Raw genomic sequence first — 17,253 nt, 5'->3', positions numbered from 1 at the left:
GCGCTCCGGCCCGCGTCCGGGTCTCGCCGGAAGTTACAGGAGCTCGCCTTCGAGCCACTCGACGAACGTGCCGGAGATGGCCGTCCCGCAGTCGATGAGCTCTTCGAGGAGCGCGGTGGTGATGCCGGGGCGGACGGGGACCTGGATCTCGCCGAACACGGGGAGCGCGCCGGACTCGGTGGGTTCGCCGAGGTACGCCTTGAGGAAGCGGCGGGTGCGGTTCCACTCGTTCATGGCCGCGTAGCCGCGCTCGGCCCACTCGCGGGGGACGGTCTGGTAGGCGCGGGCGCGCAGGACCAGGATGTCGGCGTCGGGGCCTTCCGCGCGGACCTGCACGATGTGCCGCTCCCAGAGGGCGACGATGCCGCCGTTCTCGTCCACGAGGTAGCGGATGTCGAGGTTCTTCAGGGCCGCGATGATGCGGTCGGCGTCGAGCGGGGCGGCCTCGTCGCGGGCGTCGGCCGCGATCTGCTCCAGGTCGGAGATGAACTCCGGATCGATCTCGGCGAGGTCCTGCTTGATGAGGTGCCAGCGCTCGACCTCGGAGATCTGCTCTTCCTCGGGGCCGAGGAGGAGCTGCTCCGCCGTCAGCTCATGGCGCAGCTCGCGGCCGGCGAGCTCCATTTCGAGGGACTCCGCCGCCTCGCGCTCGCGCTCGGCGCGCGGGTTCGGCACCGCGCTCGGCTGGCTGCCGCGGGCCTGGGCGCGCTCGGCCGAGCCGCCGATCTCGCTGTCGGCTTCGGCGACCGCCTCGGTCACCGGGTTGTCTTCTGCGTCGCGTTTTCTGCTGCGCCACCATGCCATGGTGTTGTCCGCCTTCCCACCCAAAATGCGAATCACTGGCAGTTCTTGGGTAATTCGTTGGCATTCGTCCGGGACTGAAGCATTGGTTGTGGTTGGTTGTGCTTCGCCGGGCACAGCCAAGTTACGTCGCGTTGCAGTGAGCAGACTAGGGACTCGGTGCGACTTGGCACAACCGTCAGTCAATCCTGACTGAAAGTATGAACCGTCGAGCGTTTGTTCGCAGGCCCGCGGTGGGTACTGTCATGGGTTTCATATGTATCAGAGACGGAAGCGGCGTCCCATCCTCCGGACGTCGGATTCTTGTCAACTGCACAGGGGTCACTGAACGGTGGCGGGCCGGAGGCCCGCGGGGTCAGAGGAGGGGCAGACCGCGGTCGCGTTCCCAGACGGCGCCGAAGGTGCCGGACAGGCCGAGACGGCGGCCGGAGCGGAGCACCTTCACCGGCTCGTCGCCGAGGAACCCCATGCGGCACAAGGCGGCCACGAGCCGCACCTGGACCGGGTAGCGCGCGCCGCCGTGCTCGACGGTGAGGGCGACGTGGTCGAGCATCGCGTCCCGCAGGCGCCGGTCGCCGACGCCGCTGCCGCGGCGCTCGCGCAGGGCCTCCCCGGCCTTGCGGTCGATGTCGGCGACGTCGGCGGCGGGCACGGTCTCGACGACGGCCCAGGGCCGCTGCGGCAGGCGCCCGCGCCAGGACGCCTCGGGTTTCGCAGCGGCGTTCCCGGAAGCGAGGTCGGCGGCGCGGTAGACGCCGTCGGGGAGGCCCTCGGCGGCGCGCACGGCGAGGACGCCGATCGGCAGGGTCGCCCACAGGCGCCCGTCGCGGGCGAGGACGGGCGCTTCGGGGTCGAGCCGGGCGACGCGGGCGGCGAAGGCGGGGCCGTCGCCGGTCGTCATTCGGTCCACCGCTCCAGGAAGGCCCGCTCGTCGTCGGTGACGCGCCGGGGCCGCTGGCTCTCGGTGTTGAACGGGACCATCACGGTCTTGGCCTTGAGCGCGAGCTTGCCGTTCGCGAAGAGCTCGTAGGCGAACGTGAACGAGGAGTTCCCGATCCGCTCGACCCAGAGCTCCACGCGCGTCTCGGCGGGCACGACCACGGGCAGCAGGAAGTCGACCTCGTGGCGGGCGACGACGACGCCCTCGCGGAAGCCGGAGAGCCCGGCGTCCTCGGCCTTGTCGAACATCATCGCCACGCGGGCCTCTTCGAGCAGCACCATGAACTTGTTGTTGTTCACGTGGCCGAACACGTCCATGTCCGACCAGCGCAGCGCCACGTCGACCTTGAAGCGGGCCACGGCTAGTCCCGGGTGAGCTTGCGGTGCGTGACGCGGTGCGGGTTGGCGGCGTCGGGGCCGAGGCGCTCGATCTTGTTCTTCTCGTACGACTCGAAGTTGCCCTCGAACCAGAACCACTTCGGCATGCCGTCCGCGTCCTCGCCCTCCCAGGCGAGGATGTGGGTGGCGACCTTGTCGAGGAAGGCCCGGTCGTGGGAGATCACGACGGCGCAGCCGGGGAACTCCAGGAGGGCGTTCTCCAGGCTGGAGAGCGTCTCGACGTCGAGGTCGTTGGTGGGCTCGTCGAGGAGCAGCACGTTGCCGCCCTGCTTGAGGGTGAGCGCCAGGTTGAGCCGGTTGCGCTCGCCGCCGGAGAGGACCTTCGTGGGCTTCTGCTGGTCCGGGCCCTTGAAGCCGAACGCGGCGATGTAGGCGCGCGAGGGCATCTCGACCTTGCCGACCATGAGGTAGTCGAGGCCGTCGGAGACGGTCTCCCACACCGACTTGTCGCCGGAGAGGCCCGCGCGGTTCTGGTCGACGTAGGACAGCTGCACGGTGCCGCCGACGTTCACGGTGCCCGAGTCGGGCTTCTCGATCCCGACGATGGTCTTGAACAGGGTCGTCTTGCCGACGCCGTTGGGGCCGATGATGCCGATGATGCCGTTGCGGGGCAGGCTGAAGTCGAGGCCGTTGATGAGCGTGACGCCGTCGAAGCCCTTGTGCAGGTCCTTCACCTCGATCACCGTGGAGCCCAGGCGCGGGCCCGGCGGGATCTGGATCTCCTCGAAGTCGAGCTTGCGGGTCTTCTCGGCTTCGGCGGCCATCTCCTCGTAGCGGCCGAGGCGGGCCTTGGACTTGGTCTGGCGGCCCTTGGCGTTGGAGCGGACCCATTCGAGCTCGTCCTTGAGGCGCTTCTGGAGCTTGGAGTCCTTGCGGCCCTCCACCTTCATGCGCTCGGCCTTCTTCTCCAGGTACGTGGAGTAGTTGCCCTCGTAGGGGTAGGTGCGGCCGCGGTCGAGCTCCAGGATCCACTCCGCGACGTTGTCGAGGAAGTACCGGTCGTGGGTGATCGCGATGACGGCGCCCGCGTAGGACGCGAGGTGGCGCTCCAGCCAGAGCACGGACTCGGCGTCGAGGTGGTTGGTGGGCTCGTCGAGGAGCAGCAGGTCGGGCGCTTCGAGCAGCAGCTTGCACAGCGCCACGCGGCGGCGCTCGCCGCCGGAGAGGTTGGTGACGGGCCAGTCGCCGGGCGGGCAGCGCAGCGCGTCCATGGCCTGCTCGATCTTCGAGTCGAGCTCCCAGGCGTTGGCGGCGTCGAGCTCCTCCTGGAGGCGGCCCATCTCGGCCATGAGCTCGTCGGTGTAGTCGGTCGCCATCTCCATGGCGACCTCGTTGAACCGGTCGAGCTTGCCCTGGATGTCGGCCACGGCCTCCATCACGTTGCCCATGACGGTCTTCGACTCGTTCAGCGGCGGCTCCTGCGCGAGCATGCCCACGGTCGCGCCGACGGCGAGCTTCGCCTCGCCGTTGGAGACCTGGTCCTCGCCCGCCATGATGCGCAGCAGGCTGGACTTGCCGGCGCCGTTGGGGCCGACCACGCCGATCTTCGCACCCGGGTTGAAGTACAGGGTGACGTCGTCGAGGACGACCTTGTCACCGTGCGCCTTGCGCGCCTTTTCCAGGGTGTAGATGAACTGCGCCACGCTGATCCTTCGCTTTGCGACGAGCTGTACGGAACTGACCGGAACCAATGATGTCAAGCCCCGGGGCGGGTCCGCCAACGGGCCCTGGCGCGGGTGCGCGTACGTCACCACCGCCCTGGTCCGCACCGCGGAAAAGACGGCCCTTCCCGGCTAGGCTTGGAGAAAGGAGGAAAACGAATTGAGCAACGCACAGTTCATCGTCGTGGCCAACCGCCTCCCCGTCGACGCAGTCGTCGATGCAGAGGGAAACCGAACCTGGCGCCGATCCCCTGGCGGCCTCGTCACCGCCCTCGAACCCGTTCTCCAGGCCAACCGGGGCACTTGGATCGGCTGGGCCGGCATCGCCGGCGCCGCCCCCGAGCCCTTCGAGTCCGACGGCGTCACGCTGCTGCCGGTCGAACTCAGCGAGAACGAGATCCACCGCTACTACGAGGGGTTCTCGAACGCCTCGCTGTGGCCGCTCTACCACGACGCGGTCGAGCCCCGCGTCTTCCGCCGCTCCTGGTGGAAGTCCTACTACGAGGTCAACGAGCGGTTCGCCGAGGTGTGCGCCCGCGAGGCCGCGCCCGGCGCGGTCGTGTGGATCCAGGACTACCAGCTCCAGCTCGTCCCCGGCATGCTCCGCGAGCGGCGCCCGGACCTGCGGATCGGGTTCTTCCTGCACATCCCGTTCCCGCCCGTCGAGCTGTTCATGCAGCTCCCCCACCGCATGGAGATCCTCAAGGGCCTGCTCGGCGCCGACCTCGTCGGCTTCCAGCGGCCCCTGGCGGCGCAGAACTTCCTCGCGCTCACCCGGCACCTGCTCGGCTACCGGCCGAGGGGGCACTACGTCACCGTCGACGACCGCCTCGTCAGGGCCGACGCCTTCCCCATCTCCATCGACACCGCGGCCAACGAGGAGGTCGCGAGCACCGAACGCGTCCGCCAGCGCGCCAAGGAGATCCGCGCCGAGCTCGGCGAACCCGAGACGATCTTCCTCGGCGTGGACCGGCTCGACTACACCAAGGGCATCGAGGTGCGCCTCAAGGCGTTCCGCGAGCTGCTCGAAGACGGCCGCCTGGAGGTCCCCAAGGCCGTCATGATCCAGGTCGCGACCCCCAGCCGCGAGCGCGTGGACCAGTACGTGGCCCTGCGCGAGCGCGTCGAGCGGGAGGTCGGGCGGATCAACGGCGAGTACGGCGTGGTCGGCCTCCCGGCCGTGCACTACCTGCACCAGTCGTTCGACCGGTACGAGCTGGCGGCCCTCTACCAGGCCGCCGACGTCATGGCGGTGACCCCGCTGCGCGACGGGATGAACCTCGTCGCGAAGGAGTACGTGGCGAGCCAGACCGACAACCGCGGCGCGCTCGTCCTCAGCGAGTTCGCCGGGGCCGCAGGAGATCTGCGGCAAGCGTTCCTCGTCAATCCGCACGATCTGACAGATCTGAAAGACGGATTCGTGACAGCGGCGACCGCGTCGGCCGACGATAGGATGAAGCGAATGCGCGCCATGAGGAGGTACCTGCGCAAGCACGACGTGTCCCGTTGGGCCCGCAGCTTCCTCACGGCGCTGGGTGTTCCGGAGCGCAGCGCGGCGTACAATCCGGGCAGCCTGCCCTCCGCCGACTGAAAACGGCAGGCAGGGGCCGGTAGGCACACATATTCCGCAACGACGGTGTTGGAGAGATACGCCACGATGACCGCACCTAGCCCAGAGGGCCGTGCTCCGGAGAGCCCCGGCTCCTCCGAAGAGCTCCGCTCGGCCCTCACCCTGCTCGCCCGTGTTCCGCAGCTGCTGATCGCGTGCGACTACGACGGCACGCTCGCCCCCATTGTGACCGACCCCTCGCAGGCCAAACCGATCCCCGAATCGGTGTCGGCCCTGCGGACGCTCGCGAACCTGCCGCAGACCAAGGTCGCGGTCATCTCGGGTCGCGCCCTGCGCGATCTGGCGGCCCTGTCCCGCCTGCCTTCCGAAGTGCACCTGGTCGGATCCCACGGGTCCGAGTTCGACATCGGCTTCACCCGGGCGCTCTCCAGCGAGGACCAGCGGTTGCGCGACAAGCTCGTCGCCGAGCTCACCGCGATCGCCGAACGCTACAAGGGCGCCCGGGTCGAGCCCAAGCCCGCGGGCGCGGCCCTGCACGTGCGCGAGGCCACCGAGGCCGACGCCGGCCGCGCGGTCGACGACGTCCGCGAGGGCCCCTCGACGTGGGACGGCGTGCAGACCACCGAGGGCAAGGCGGTCATCGACCTGTCGGTGGTCGCCACCCACAAGGGCGACGCATTGGACAAGCTCCGCCACCAGCTCGGCGCCTCCGCCGTGCTGTTCCTGGGCGACGACGTCACCGACGAGAACGCGTTCGCGCACCTCCACGGCCCCGACGTCGGCGTCCGCATCGGCCCCGGCCCCACCAGGGCCGCCTACCGGCTCGACGACCCCGAAGCGGTCGCGAAGCTCCTCGCGAGCCTCGTCGACACCCGCCGGGCCTGGCTCCAGGGCGAGTCCGCGCAGCTCATCGAGCGGCACGCGATGATCGCCGACGGCGCCAACCACGCGCTGCTCACCCCCGAGGGCCGCGTCACCTGGATGTGCCACCCCAAGCCCGACTCCGGCTCGGTCTTCGCCGACCTGCTCGGCGGCGACCACGCCGGGCACTTCACCGTCCAGCCCGTCAGCGCGGGCATCCCCCTCGGCCAGCGGTACGTCGCCGGGACCATGAGCGTCGAGACCCGCTGGTCCGGCCTGTCGGTCACCGACTGGCTCGACTCGACCCCGCGCAGGCGCGGCGACCTCAACGCCACCGTCCTCGTCCGCGAGATCACCGGCGAGATCCCCGTCAAGATCACGTTCGCGCCCCGGCCGGAGTTCGGGCAGATCCCCGTGCAGCTCCAGCCCGTCGGCGACGAGGGCCTCAAGGTCCTCGGCGGCCGCGAGCCCATCAGCCTGCGCTCCCCCGGCGTCGAATGGCACATCGAGTACGACGGGCAGCACTCCCTGGCCGTCGCCACCGTCGACCTCGCCCAGGCCGGCGGCTCCCTCGTCCTGGAGATGCGCGCGGGCATCGACGACCTCGCCGAGTGGCGCCCGCCCGTCCACGTGCGCCGCCGCACCACCGAGGCCGGATGGCGCAACTGGTCGGACTCCCTGAAGCTCCCGCGCGTCGAACCCGAGACCGTCGGCCGCTCCGCGCTGACGCTCAAGGCCCTCTGCTACCAGCCGACCGGCGCGATCCTCGCCGCGGGCACCACCTCGCTCCCCGAGGAGCTCGGCGGCGTCCGCAACTGGGACTACCGGTTCTGCTGGATCCGCGACGCCGCGATGACCGCGAACGCGCTCGTCGACCTCGGCTCGCTCCAGGAGGCCGAGGCGTACTTCACATGGGTCGCCGGCATCCTGGAGCGCACCGCCGGGCACCCCGAGCGGCTCGCGCCCCTCTACGACATCGAGGGCCAGGCCCCGAGCCCCGAGGCCATCATCGACACGCTCCCCGGGTACGCCGGGGCGCGGCCGGTGCGCATCAACAACGCCGCGTCGAACCAGGTCCAGCTGGACGTGTTCGGCCCCGTCGCGATGCTCATCGAGGCCGTCGCCCAGCGCCGCGGGCACCTCTCGGAGTTCGAGGAGCGCGTCATGGCGAACATGGTCGAGGCCGTCGCCAAGCGCTGGCACGAGCCCGACCACGGCATCTGGGAGGCCCGCCAGGCCCCGCGGCACCACGTCTACTCCAAGGTCATGTGCTGGGTGACGGTGGACCGGGCGCTCAAGGTCGCCGAGCAGTTCGGCATGGAGTACAAGCCCGACTGGCCCGAGCTGCGCGACCAGATCGCCAAGAACGTGCTCGAACTGGGCTGGAACGACGAGATCGGCGCGTACACGGCCGCGTACGGCCACGACGACCTCGACGCCGCGTCGCTGTGGATCGGCCTCTCCGGCCTGCTCCCGCCCGACGACCCGCGCTACCTGAAGACCGTCCTCAAGATCGAGGCCGGCCTGCGCTCGGGCCCGACGGTGTACCGCTACCACCGCGACGACGGCCTCCCGGGCACCGAGGGCGGGTTCATCATCTGCGCCGCGTGGCTCGCCGAGGCGTACCTCCAGGTGGGGCGCCGCACCGACGCCGAGGAGCTGTTCGAGCAGATCCTCGCGTGCGCGGGCCCGACCGGCCTGCTCCCCGAGCAGTGGGACCCGATCGCCGAGCGCGGCCTGGGCAACCACCCGCAGGCGTACTCGCACCTCGGACTCATCCGGGTGGCGAACCTGCTGAACGGCACGAGCGGACGCATCTGAGCAAGTCTCAGGGCGGGGGCTAATCTGGACGGGACCGAACGTCCCCGGCAGAGAGCCCCCGCCTTGAGCCTCAACACTCCGGCCGTCCCCGGATTCCGCGACTTCGAGATGGTCGCGCACGGGTCGACCGCGTTCGTCTACCGCGCCGTCCAGGAGCGGCTCGACCGGACCGTGGCCGTCAAGGTCCTCCTCGTCGACGACGACATGACCACCGCCGACTCCGTCGAGAAGGAACTCGAAGCGACCGTCGCGGTCTCCAACCACCCCCACATCGTCTCGATCATCGACACCGGGCACACCGAGGCCGGGCAGCCGTTCATCGTCATGGAGTACTGCGAAGGCGGCTCGTACTCGGCGATCCTCAAAGCGAACGGGCCCCTCCCGGTCACCGACGTCATCGACGTCGGCGTCAAGATCGGCCAGGCCCTCCAGGCCGCCCACCACGCGGACATCCTCCACCGGGACGTGAAGCCGCAGAACATCCTCCGCGGCCAGTACGGCCCCGCGCTCGCCGACTTCGGGATCGCCCGGAGCACCGCGGCGCTGGCGGCGACGGCCGCGATCGACAAGCTCACGCCGCTCCACGCGTCCCCCGAGGCCCTGCTGCGGCAGGCCCAGACGCCCGCGAGCGACCTGTTCAGCCTCGCCTCCAGCATGTGGCACCTCCTCGCCGGGTTCGCGCCGTTCGCGAACCCCGAGGGCGGCACCGACCCGGACACGCACCGCCAGCGGGTCACCTCCGACGCGCCGCCGCCGAAGCTCCCCCGCGAGGACGTCCCCGAGTGGCTGGAGACGCTGCTCGTGCGGAGCCTCTCGCGGGACCCGGCCCGGCGGCCCGCGTCGTGCGAGGCGTTCGCCGAGGAGCTCCAGCGCGGCATGTACGGCGGCGGGGTCGGCAAGGCCGCGGCGCCGTCGGTGATCGGCGACGTCTCGAACGAGGAGACGGTGTACCGGCCCGAGGTGGCGTCGCGGGGCACGCGGGTGCCGCTCGACCCGTTCGCGCCCGTGCAGCAGCCGCCGATGCCGCACTCGGAGTACGGGAACACGCTCGGCTCGACCGCCGGGGGGATGACCGGCGGCGGCACGAACGGCGGGTTCGGGTCCCAATTGGGGCACGCGGTGGACCCGCGGTACGCGCAGCTCAACGGCGCCCCTGCCGCGCCGCCGGTCTCGGCCCAGCCGTTCTCCGGCGCGCCCGCGTCGGCGCAGCCGTTCTCGGGGGTCCCCGCTTCCCCTGCGCCGCAGATCGCCCCGTACTCGGCGCCGCCGCAGGCGCCGGTGAGCATGCAGCCGCCGCCGTCCCCGTGGACCGCGCAGCAGGCCGCTCCTCAGCAGTCGGCACCGCCGGAGCAGCAGGTGTTCGCACCGCCGGTGATCGGCCGCGACGGCGCGAAGCAGCGCAAGACCCAGGCGTACAAGGCGCCGAAACCGGTGCAGCGCAAGGAGAAGGACAACCGCAGCCTGAAGGGCTACGTGATCCTCGGGCTCTCCATCAGCGTCGTCCTGGGCCTGGTCATGACGCTGTGGCTGTGGCTGATCGTCCCGAACAAGGACGGCGACGACCTCGACCAGGCGGACACGGACGGCGGCGGGGCCCCGACGGGCCTGGCGATCGAGTCGTGGAACGAGGGCGAGGTGACCCTCGTGTGGAACGCCCCGGAGGGCGCCACGGACAGCCTGCGGTACATCGTGTTCGCGCAGCGCGTCGGGGACGACCAGGCGGAGGCGCTGAACAAGGACGGGACGCTGGAGACCACGTACACCAGCGGCGGCTTCAGCCCGGACCAGGACTACTGCTTCCTGGTGAGCGCACTGTGGGCGGTCGACGAGGTGCCGAAGTCCGAACCGGCGTGCACCGCCGATCTCGGCGATTGACCGAATACCCGATAAGGGTCCGCCGATCGGGTGAACCGCGCCAATCCGCGCGCGCATTCCGCAGTTGCAGAAATTGGACCGCGAATAGCGCCCTCGAACATTTGATCGACCATTTTCGGCATGCGTCTGTACGCGCATGAAAAAAGCGCCCCACGCCCGGAGGGCATGGAGCGCGGTAGTCGCGGGGGCGGACCCTTACGCGGCGACGGCCTCGGCGGAGAAGGCGCCGGCCTCTTCGAGCGACTTCAGGGTGGTGTCCCAGCCCTGCTCCGCGGGGAGCGAGGACGCGAGGCCCTCGATCTCGGCCTTGATCTTCTCGCCGTGGCCGGCGGCGGCGAGCGCCTTGACGGCCTCGGTGAACGCCTCGGAGCCGGTGGCGAGGTGCAGGGTCTTGCCGTCGGTCAGGTTGCGCAGGTACACGTGCTTGCCGCCGTTGAGCGGGATCAGGTACTTGAACTCGCCGAGGACGCTGAGGCCCGCGGCGCCCTTGCCCTGGCCGGCCTTGACGGAAGCGCGTGCTGTCTTGGAAGTGTTGGCTGCCACGCCGGTCTCCTCACCATGTCGTGTAGACGGATCTTCGGTCTCGCGCAGGAAGAGCAGCCCCGAAGACTGGCACGAACCTGGGTTGGACCACAAAAGAAAACCGACAGTATGCCGGTCATGCGCAAGTGTAGCTCAGGTGCGTCCTGCGACGACTAGCACATGCACCGGGTGTGACACATCGAATGATCGAAAAAGTGAGTGCCCGGAGCCGTTTAAGCCTAGCGCGATGCTTTCGAAGCTGTCAGTATGTAACAGAGCGGAATAGCGTGCCGGGTCCGAGTCCATCCCTTCTTCGACCCGGTCGATACCCGTTGTGCGGCTTCAAGTCGTAGCCAAATGACCACAAGGAGTGAGCCAGTACTCAGATACGCCGATTCCCAAGGAGGTGCGCGATGCAGACACGCGGCGTGATCTACATCCACTCCAGCCCGCCGGCCGTGTGCCCGCACGTCGAGTGGGCGATCGGGCGTGTCCTGGAGAGCTCCGGCAGCTCCTCGCGGCAGGGAACGGTCAAGCTGGGGTGGTCCCCGCAGGACGCCGAGCGGGGCACCATGCGCGCCGAGCGCGCCTGGACCGGCCACGCCGGCATGGGCGCCGAGTTCGCGAAGGCCCTGGTGCAGTGGCCGATGCTCCGATTCGAGGTCACCGAGGACCCGAGCGCGGGCGTCGACGGCGAGCGCATCATGCACGTCCCCGGCCGCGGCGCCTACCGCGCCGCGATGAGCGCCAGCGGCGACATCATGATCGCCGAGGACCGCATCCGCGCGCTCCTGGCGACCACCACCAGCGCCGAGGCGCTGCGCTCCGGGCTGGACCAGCTCCTGGGCCTGGAGTGGGAGCGGGAGCTCGCGCCGTACCGGCAGGCCGTCGGCGGCGCCGAGCAGTCCTGGCTCTCCCAGGTCAGTTAAGACGAGAGAGGAAGGCCCGCAACGCGATCGCGTTGCGGGCCTTCCCGTATGCGCTCGTAGGCGCTAGAGGTCGTCGACGAGGTTGTCGAAGTTCGGGCCGTCGGTGCGCGAGCGCTTGAGCTCGTAGAAGCCCGGCGTGGTGGTCACGGCGTAGACGCCGTCCCACAGCTTCGCGGCGGCCTCGCCCTGCGGGGCCGGGGTCACGACCGGGCCGAACAGGCCGACCTTGACGCCCTCGTCGTTCTCGACGGCGACCACGGGGGTGCCGACGTCGGTGCCGACCAGGCCGATGCCGCGCTGGTGCGAGGCGCGCAGGGCCTCGTCCCACTCGTCGGTCTTCGCGGCGGCGGCGAGGTCGGCGGGGAGGCCGACGGCGTCGAGCGCGGACGGGATGTAGCTCTCGGGGTCCTTGTCCTTGCGGAGGTGGATGCGGTTCCCGAGGGCGGTGTAGAGGCGGCCGAGGGTCTCGTTGTCGTACTGCTCGGCGACGGCGGTGGCGACGCGCACGGCCGGGAGTGTCCCGGGCATGAACGCGCGGTACTGCTCGGGGAGCTCGTCGAGCTTGGGCTCGTTGAGCACGTACAGGCTCATGACGTTCCAGCGCACGTCCAGGTCGCGCAGCTTCGACGCCTCGATGATCCAGCGGGAGGTCATCCAGGCCCAGGGGCACGCGGGATCGAACCAGAAGTCGACGGTCTTGGGTTGTGTCATGCGACTAGAGTACTTTCAATTTGAACTAGTTCCCAGGCGGTCTAGCTCTCAGGGGCTCGGTCGCATGATCGGAACCCACCGCGCAATCCGGATTAAAAGGATAAACTTGCCGCTGATGCTGGTGAATACGCGACAAGATGACATAACGGGCCGGTTCTGGGAGGGCGCCGACGAGCGCCCCGCCGCGCTCGTCGCCGAACCGTTCGGCACCGCTCCGGCCCCGTCGTTCGAGATCCTCACCCTCGCGCGCCTGCGCGCGGGCGGGGCGCCCACGCGGCCGTTCCGGCCCGACCGGCACTGCCTCGTCACGCTCTCCTCCGGGGCCCTTCGCCATTCGGTGGACTTCCGGGAGCACGCCGTCGCGCCCGGACAGTGGCTCTGGGCCCGGCCCGGCCAGGTGCAGCGCTGGGGCGCGCTCGACCGCGCCGAAGGCACGGTCATCCGCTTCGCGACCGGGTTCCTCGACCCCGACACCGCGATCGGCGTCTGCGCCGACGACCCGCACGCGCCGGTGCTCCGCGTCCCCGCGGCGGACGACCACGCGCTGCTGCGCGCGGCGACCACGCAGCTCCAATGGGAGCACTCGGCCGACCGCCTCGCCCCGGACACGCGGCGGCAGGTGCTCCGGCACCTGCTCGCGGTCCTGGTGCTGCGCGTGGCGAGCCTCCCGAGCGCCTCGCCCGGGACCGAGCAGGGCGAGGTGTACCTGTCGTTCCGCGACGCGGTCGAACGCGACTTCGCGAACACCCGGACCCTGAACGACTACGCCGAGGCCCTGGCGTGCTCCCCCAGGACGCTGTCCCGCGCGACGATCGCCGCGGTTGGCATGCCCGCGAAGGAGTTCATCGACCGCCGGGTCGTCTTGGAGGCCAAGCGGATGCTCGCGTGCTCCACGATCCCGGCGGCGCGGATCGGCGAACGCCTCGGCTTCTCCTCGGCCACGAACTTCAACAAGTTCTTCGCCCAGCGCACCGGCACCACTCCGATCGCCTTCAGAAGCGAGATCCTCGCACCGCGATAGCCGGGCACCCGACAGCCCCGCCACACCGCTGGGGTTGGGCCCCCGGTCTGCAAGGGTGCCAGCGGGGTCCGACAGTCCGGCTAGGAGGCCGCGGCGCTCCGCCTTCAGTTCGCTGCCGCGAACACCGTCTCGGGTTTTGCCGTGTCGCCGTGTTCGGTCATGACGGCGAGGAGGTCGCCGCCTGCGTCGAGGACGGCGTAGCGGCCCTCGATGCCGGCCGCCGCGAGGGGTTTGCCGTAGGAGAGGGCCTTCGCCTCCGCATCGGTCGCGGTGCGGGTGGGCATGAGGCGGGCGGCGGCGTCGCCCATTGTGAGGGTGCCGAGCGGGTCGCCCGCGTCGGATCGTTCGGCGAGGGTCTCCAAGGTGGCGGCGGTGTCGAGGCCGAAGCCGCCGATCCTGGTGCGGCGCAGGGCGGTCAGGTGGCCGCCGACGTCGAGTGCCGCGCCGAGGTCGCGCGCGATGGCGCGGATGTAGGTGCCTGAGGAGCAGGAGACGTCGACGTCGACGTCCACAAAACTGCCTTCGCGGCGGATCGCCAGGACCTCGATCGCGGCGATCGTCACGCGGCGGGGCTTCAGCTCGACGGCCTCGCCGTCGCGGACCCGCTTGTACGCGCGCTGCCCGTCGATCTTCACGGCGCTCACCGCGCTCGGGACCTGGTCGATCTCGCCGGTCATCGCCGCAAGCCCGGCGCGGATCGCCTCATCGGCGACGGCAGAGGCATCGGCGGTCGCGGTGGCCTCGCCTTCGGCGTCGTCGGTCACCGTGGACCGGCCGAGGCGGATCGTCGCAGCATAGGACTTGTCGAGGCCGGACACGTAGGTCAGCAGCTTCGTGGCCTTGCCGACGGCGACGATCAGCACGCCCGTGGCCATCGGGTCCAGCGTGCCGCCGTGGCCCACCTTCCGCGTGCCGCAGATGCGGCGCATGCGGGCCACGACCCCGTGGGAGGTGATGCCCTGGGGCTTGTCGACGACGATGAGGCCCGGCTGCGGGCCGTTCTGCGCTGCGGTCACGGTCGTAGAGGCTAACCGGCCGCCCGCGCGGGGTGCGCTACTGGTGGCGGTCGAGCGATTCCTGGAGGGCGCGCAGCGCCTCCGCCTTCTCTTCATCCCAATTATTGGGACGGACGCGGCGCCTGCGACGAGGTGATGAGTCGGTCTTCATCCTGGAAACCTTAACGGAGGTTCAGGCGCCTCACTACGTCGAATTCACATTGTGAGACAGGTTTTGTCAGGCCCGCTCAGCGCCGGTGACGGCCCAGTCACCGGATCGCAAGCGCCACAGGATGAGTCCGAGCCGCACGAGCATGTAGACGGCGATGCCGCCCCAGATGCCCGCGAGGCCCCAGTCGAACACCGGCGTGAGCCACATGAACGGCAGGCCGCTCGCGATCGAGGCCACCGTCATGTTCCGCAGGAACCGCAGGTCCCCCGCGCCGATGAGGACCCCGTCGAGCGCGAACACGACGCCTGCCACGGGCAGCAGGAGCACCAGCCACGGCCACACGCTCCCGAGCTGGTCCCGAACGGCCGCATCGGAAGTGAACAGGCCCGGCAGGACCGGGACGAGCACGAGGATCACCACGAGGAACAGCGTGCCGTAGCCGACGCCGACGATCGTGATGCGCTTCGCGGAGGCCCGCGCGGTCTCGGGGCGGCCCGCGCCGAGGTCGGCGCCGATGAGGGCCTGGGCGGCGATGGCGACCGCGTCGAGGGCGAGCGCCGCGAAGAACCACAGCTGCATGCCGATCTGGTGCGCGCCGAGCGCGGCGGTGCCGACGCGGGCGGCCACGGCCGCGGCCGAGAAGGAGCTCACCTGGAACGCGGCGCCGCGGATGATGAGGTCGCCGTTCGCGGTGAGCTGCTTGGTCATCAGCGGCCAGTCGACGCGCAGGCTCACCCCTTCGCGGCGCAGCGCGAGGAGGAACAGCGTGCCGGAGATGGCCTGCGCGACGGCGTTCGCCCACGCCGAGCCGACGAGGCCGAGCCCGACCGGGTAGACGAGGACCGGGGCGAGCGCGGCCGAGAGGAGGAACGAGACCGTCACGAACCACATGGGGCGGCGGGTGTCCTGGACGGCGCGCATCCAGCCCTGCCCGGCCCCGGCGACGAGGAGGAACGGGGCGCCGAGGATCGCGACGCGCAGCCATTCGGCCGCGGCGGCCTCCACGGCCGGGTCGTCGCCCATGAGGCGCGCGAGCGGGCCCGCGAAGACCTCGATCGCGGCGATCATGAGCAGGCCCGCGGCCAGCGCGATCCAGGTCCCCTGGACGCCTTCGGCGACGGCGCCGGGGCGGTCGTCGGCGCCGTAGCGGCGGGCCGCGCGGGCGGTGGTGCCGTAGGCGAGGACGGCGCCGATGAGCGGCGCGAGGCCCATGATGACGCCGCCGAGCGCGAGCCCGGCGAGCGGGACGGCGCCGAGGTGGCCGACCACGGCGGTGTCGATGAGGAGGTAGATCGGTTCGGCGGCGAGGACGACGAGGGCCGGGATCGCGAGGGAGGCGATCGTCCGGTAGGAGGCCGGCCGCGGCGGGGCCGCGGCCGGGTCGGCGGGGGTGGGGGCGGTCACCGGCCGGGCTCTTCGGCCTCGTCCTCCGGCTCGTCCTTCTCGATATAGGGGTTGGCGTCGCCCGCGTAGGCGGCGCCTTCGGCGATCTTGTGGACCTCCGCGTCGGCCGCGGCGGCCTTCGCGAGGAGCTCCTCGATGCGGTTGGCCTGGTCGGGGACGGTGTCGGCGATGAACTGGAGGGACGGCGTGTGGCGCATCCCCAGGGCCCGGCCGACGGTGGTGCGCAGGTGCCCGGTGGCGCGCTCCAGGCCCGCCGCGGAGGCCTTGACCTGGTCCTCGTCGCCGAGGACGGTGTAGAAGACCGTGGCCTCGCGCAGGTCGGAGGTGATGCGCGCGTCGGTGATGGTGACCATGCCGACCCGGGGGTCCTTGAGTTTGCGGACCGCCTGCGCGGTCAGCTCCATGACCCGCTTGGACACCTGGGCCCGCTTCGCTGCGTCTGCCATCGCTGTTCCTGCCTTCCACTGCTGCGCGCACCTCGGATCGGATGCGCCTTCGTCGACCGCGCCCCGTCGTCGGGGCGCGGATACTCACTCGCCTGTGCCGCTCATTCGTCCTCGGGACCGAAGAGGCGCCGCCTGGCGCTGAGGAGCTCCACTTCGGGGCGGCCCGCGACGTGGTGCTCGCAGGCGTCGAGGAGCTCCGCGACGTGGCGGTGGTCCCCCGCGACGGCGGCGACGCCGATCGTAGTGCGGCCGTGGACCTCCTGGTCGCGGACCTCCGCCACTGCGACCTCGTACTTCCGCAGGGAGGCGACGATCGGGCGCACGTAGGAGCGCTTGGCCTTCAGCGAGCGGGAGTCCTGGGGCAGGAGGAGGTCGAATTCAACGCATCCGGTGAACACCGCTCTAGATTACGCGTCGCCTCTGACATCCCCAAGATCTTTTCAGCTGCCGGAAATCACCGGTTTCGCGACGTCCGTCACGGGTACCTGCCACGATGAGGCCGGAAGCGGACCGAGGAGGAGCCATGGCGTCACCGCAGAGCGGCTGGGACCGGAACTACCAGGATCAGCCCACGCGGCCGTACCCGCCGGTCCAGCCGCAGCAGGGGGACCGGCCGAGCGTGGACGCCGGGAAGCTGTGGGCGGGCGGCTTCGGGACGGCGGTCGTGGCCGCGCTCGTCGCGCTCGTGGGCATCCTGCTGGTGCGCGGGGTGCTGGGCATCCACATCCTGTCGCCCGACGACGCGGGGACGTACGGCGACGCGACGACCACCACCTACGCGTTCGGGGCGTTCGGGATCGCGATCCTGGCGACCGCGGCCGTGCACCTGCTGCTGCTCCTGATGCCGCGGCCGATGGCGTTCTTCAACTGGATCATGCTGCTGGTGATCGCGGTGGGCGTGCTCATCCCGTTCACGGCCTCGGCGGAGCTGGAATCGCAGATCGCGACGGCGGCGATCAACCTGGTCATCGGCCTGTGCATCATGAGCCTGCTCAACTCGGTCGCGGCGATCGCGACCCGCGCGGGCCGCACGCAGGGCGACGGCATGCTGTGAGGGTAGGGCAGGCCCTACCTTGAACAAGCGGGACCGCCGGGTCGTACCGGGCGGCCCGCTTTTCTACTGTTG

Annotated in this window: 16 protein-coding genes; 6 read left to right on the top strand and 10 right to left on the bottom strand. The window is 70.6% G+C overall.

The features are described from left to right. Window positions 1-33: 33 nt before the first annotated feature. The 4 genes from B0I28_RS02190 to ettA form a co-directional block, all read right to left on the bottom strand. Window positions 34-804 carry a type III secretion system chaperone family protein gene (locus B0I28_RS02190; RefSeq protein ID WP_219926503.1) on the bottom strand — a complete coding sequence of 257 codons (771 nt, stop codon included), beginning with the start codon at window positions 802-804 and terminating at the stop codon, window positions 34-36. A gap of 352 nt (window positions 805-1,156) precedes the next feature. Then, entirely contained in the window at window positions 1,157-1,702 is a 546-nt protein-coding gene (locus B0I28_RS02185; RefSeq protein ID WP_106362162.1) for a DUF8185 domain-containing protein, read from the bottom strand. After that, window positions 1,699-2,100 carry an acyl-CoA thioesterase gene (locus B0I28_RS02180; RefSeq protein ID WP_245888851.1) on the bottom strand — a complete coding sequence of 134 codons (402 nt, stop codon included), beginning with the start codon at window positions 2,098-2,100 and terminating at the stop codon, window positions 1,699-1,701. Before B0I28_RS02180 ends, B0I28_RS02185 begins: the two co-directional genes overlap by 4 nt. 2 nt (window positions 2,101-2,102) lie before the next feature. Beyond that, a complete protein-coding gene (ettA, locus tag B0I28_RS02175; RefSeq protein WP_106362161.1) occupies window positions 2,103-3,782 on the bottom strand; it encodes an energy-dependent translational throttle protein EttA in 1,680 nt (559 codons plus the stop codon). Between the two features lie 178 nt (window positions 3,783-3,960). On the opposite strand from ettA, the gene B0I28_RS02170 reads away from it, so the two are divergent. The 3 genes from B0I28_RS02170 to B0I28_RS02160 all read left to right on the top strand — a co-directional run bounded on the left by B0I28_RS02170 (window position 3,961) and on the right by B0I28_RS02160 (window position 9,927). Then, window positions 3,961-5,391, top strand: a complete 1,431-nt coding sequence (locus B0I28_RS02170; protein ID WP_106362160.1) for an alpha,alpha-trehalose-phosphate synthase (UDP-forming) — start codon at window positions 3,961-3,963, stop codon at window positions 5,389-5,391. A 66-nt stretch (window positions 5,392-5,457) separates the two neighbouring features. Beyond that, window positions 5,458-8,052, top strand: a complete 2,595-nt coding sequence (otsB, locus tag B0I28_RS02165) for a trehalose-phosphatase (RefSeq protein ID WP_106362159.1) — start codon at window positions 5,458-5,460, stop codon at window positions 8,050-8,052. A 63-nt stretch (window positions 8,053-8,115) separates the two neighbouring features. Further along, window positions 8,116-9,927: a protein kinase domain-containing protein gene (locus B0I28_RS02160; RefSeq protein ID WP_106362158.1), complete on the top strand. Its 1,812-nt coding sequence runs from the start codon at window positions 8,116-8,118 to the stop codon at window positions 9,925-9,927. A gap of 195 nt (window positions 9,928-10,122) precedes the next feature. Here B0I28_RS02160 and B0I28_RS02155 read toward each other — a convergent pair whose 3' ends face one another. Beyond that, entirely contained in the window at window positions 10,123-10,470 is a 348-nt protein-coding gene (locus B0I28_RS02155; RefSeq protein ID WP_106362157.1) for a hypothetical protein, read from the bottom strand. A 392-nt stretch (window positions 10,471-10,862) separates the two neighbouring features. Between B0I28_RS02155 and B0I28_RS02150 the strand changes: the two genes are divergently transcribed. Beyond that, a complete protein-coding gene (locus tag B0I28_RS02150) occupies window positions 10,863-11,378 on the top strand; it encodes a DUF3145 family protein (protein ID WP_106362156.1) in 516 nt (171 codons plus the stop codon). A 63-nt stretch (window positions 11,379-11,441) separates the two neighbouring features. On the opposite strand, the gene B0I28_RS02145 is transcribed toward B0I28_RS02150, so the two are convergent. Further along, a complete protein-coding gene (locus B0I28_RS02145; protein WP_106362155.1) occupies window positions 11,442-12,089 on the bottom strand; it encodes a mycothiol-dependent nitroreductase Rv2466c family protein in 648 nt (215 codons plus the stop codon). 115 nt (window positions 12,090-12,204) lie between these two features. Between B0I28_RS02145 and B0I28_RS02140 the strand changes: the two genes are divergently transcribed. Further along, window positions 12,205-13,110, top strand: coding sequence for a helix-turn-helix domain-containing protein (locus B0I28_RS02140; protein WP_106362154.1), 906 nt, complete (start codon window positions 12,205-12,207; stop codon window positions 13,108-13,110). Between the two features lie 104 nt (window positions 13,111-13,214). On the opposite strand, the gene truB is transcribed toward B0I28_RS02140, so the two are convergent. The 4 genes from truB to B0I28_RS02120 form a co-directional block, all read right to left on the bottom strand. Next, window positions 13,215-14,126 carry a tRNA pseudouridine(55) synthase TruB gene (gene truB, locus B0I28_RS02135; protein ID WP_245888850.1) on the bottom strand — a complete coding sequence of 304 codons (912 nt, stop codon included), beginning with the start codon at window positions 14,124-14,126 and terminating at the stop codon, window positions 13,215-13,217. Between the two features lie 217 nt (window positions 14,127-14,343). After that, window positions 14,344-15,681, bottom strand: coding sequence for an MATE family efflux transporter (locus B0I28_RS02130; RefSeq protein WP_106362152.1), 1,338 nt, complete (start codon window positions 15,679-15,681; stop codon window positions 14,344-14,346). Next, window positions 15,678-16,127, bottom strand: coding sequence for a 30S ribosome-binding factor RbfA (gene rbfA / locus B0I28_RS02125; protein WP_106362151.1), 450 nt, complete (start codon window positions 16,125-16,127; stop codon window positions 15,678-15,680). The genes B0I28_RS02130 and rbfA overlap by 4 nt, the downstream gene beginning before the upstream one ends. 101 nt (window positions 16,128-16,228) lie before the next feature. Further along, window positions 16,229-16,525 carry a DUF503 domain-containing protein gene (locus B0I28_RS02120; protein WP_106362150.1) on the bottom strand — a complete coding sequence of 99 codons (297 nt, stop codon included), beginning with the start codon at window positions 16,523-16,525 and terminating at the stop codon, window positions 16,229-16,231. A 125-nt stretch (window positions 16,526-16,650) separates the two neighbouring features. Between B0I28_RS02120 and B0I28_RS02115 the strand changes: the two genes are divergently transcribed. Next, window positions 16,651-17,181 carry a DUF6069 family protein gene (locus B0I28_RS02115; RefSeq protein WP_181245605.1) on the top strand — a complete coding sequence of 177 codons (531 nt, stop codon included), beginning with the start codon at window positions 16,651-16,653 and terminating at the stop codon, window positions 17,179-17,181. Window positions 17,182-17,253: the final 72 nt, after the last annotated feature.

Origin of the sequence: Glycomyces artemisiae (assembly GCF_003002955.1) — a bacterium.
In the GTDB taxonomy this organism is placed as follows: Bacteria; Actinomycetota; Actinomycetes; order Mycobacteriales; family Micromonosporaceae; genus Glycomyces; species Glycomyces artemisiae.
This window is presented reverse-complemented; position numbering and strand designations above follow the sequence as displayed.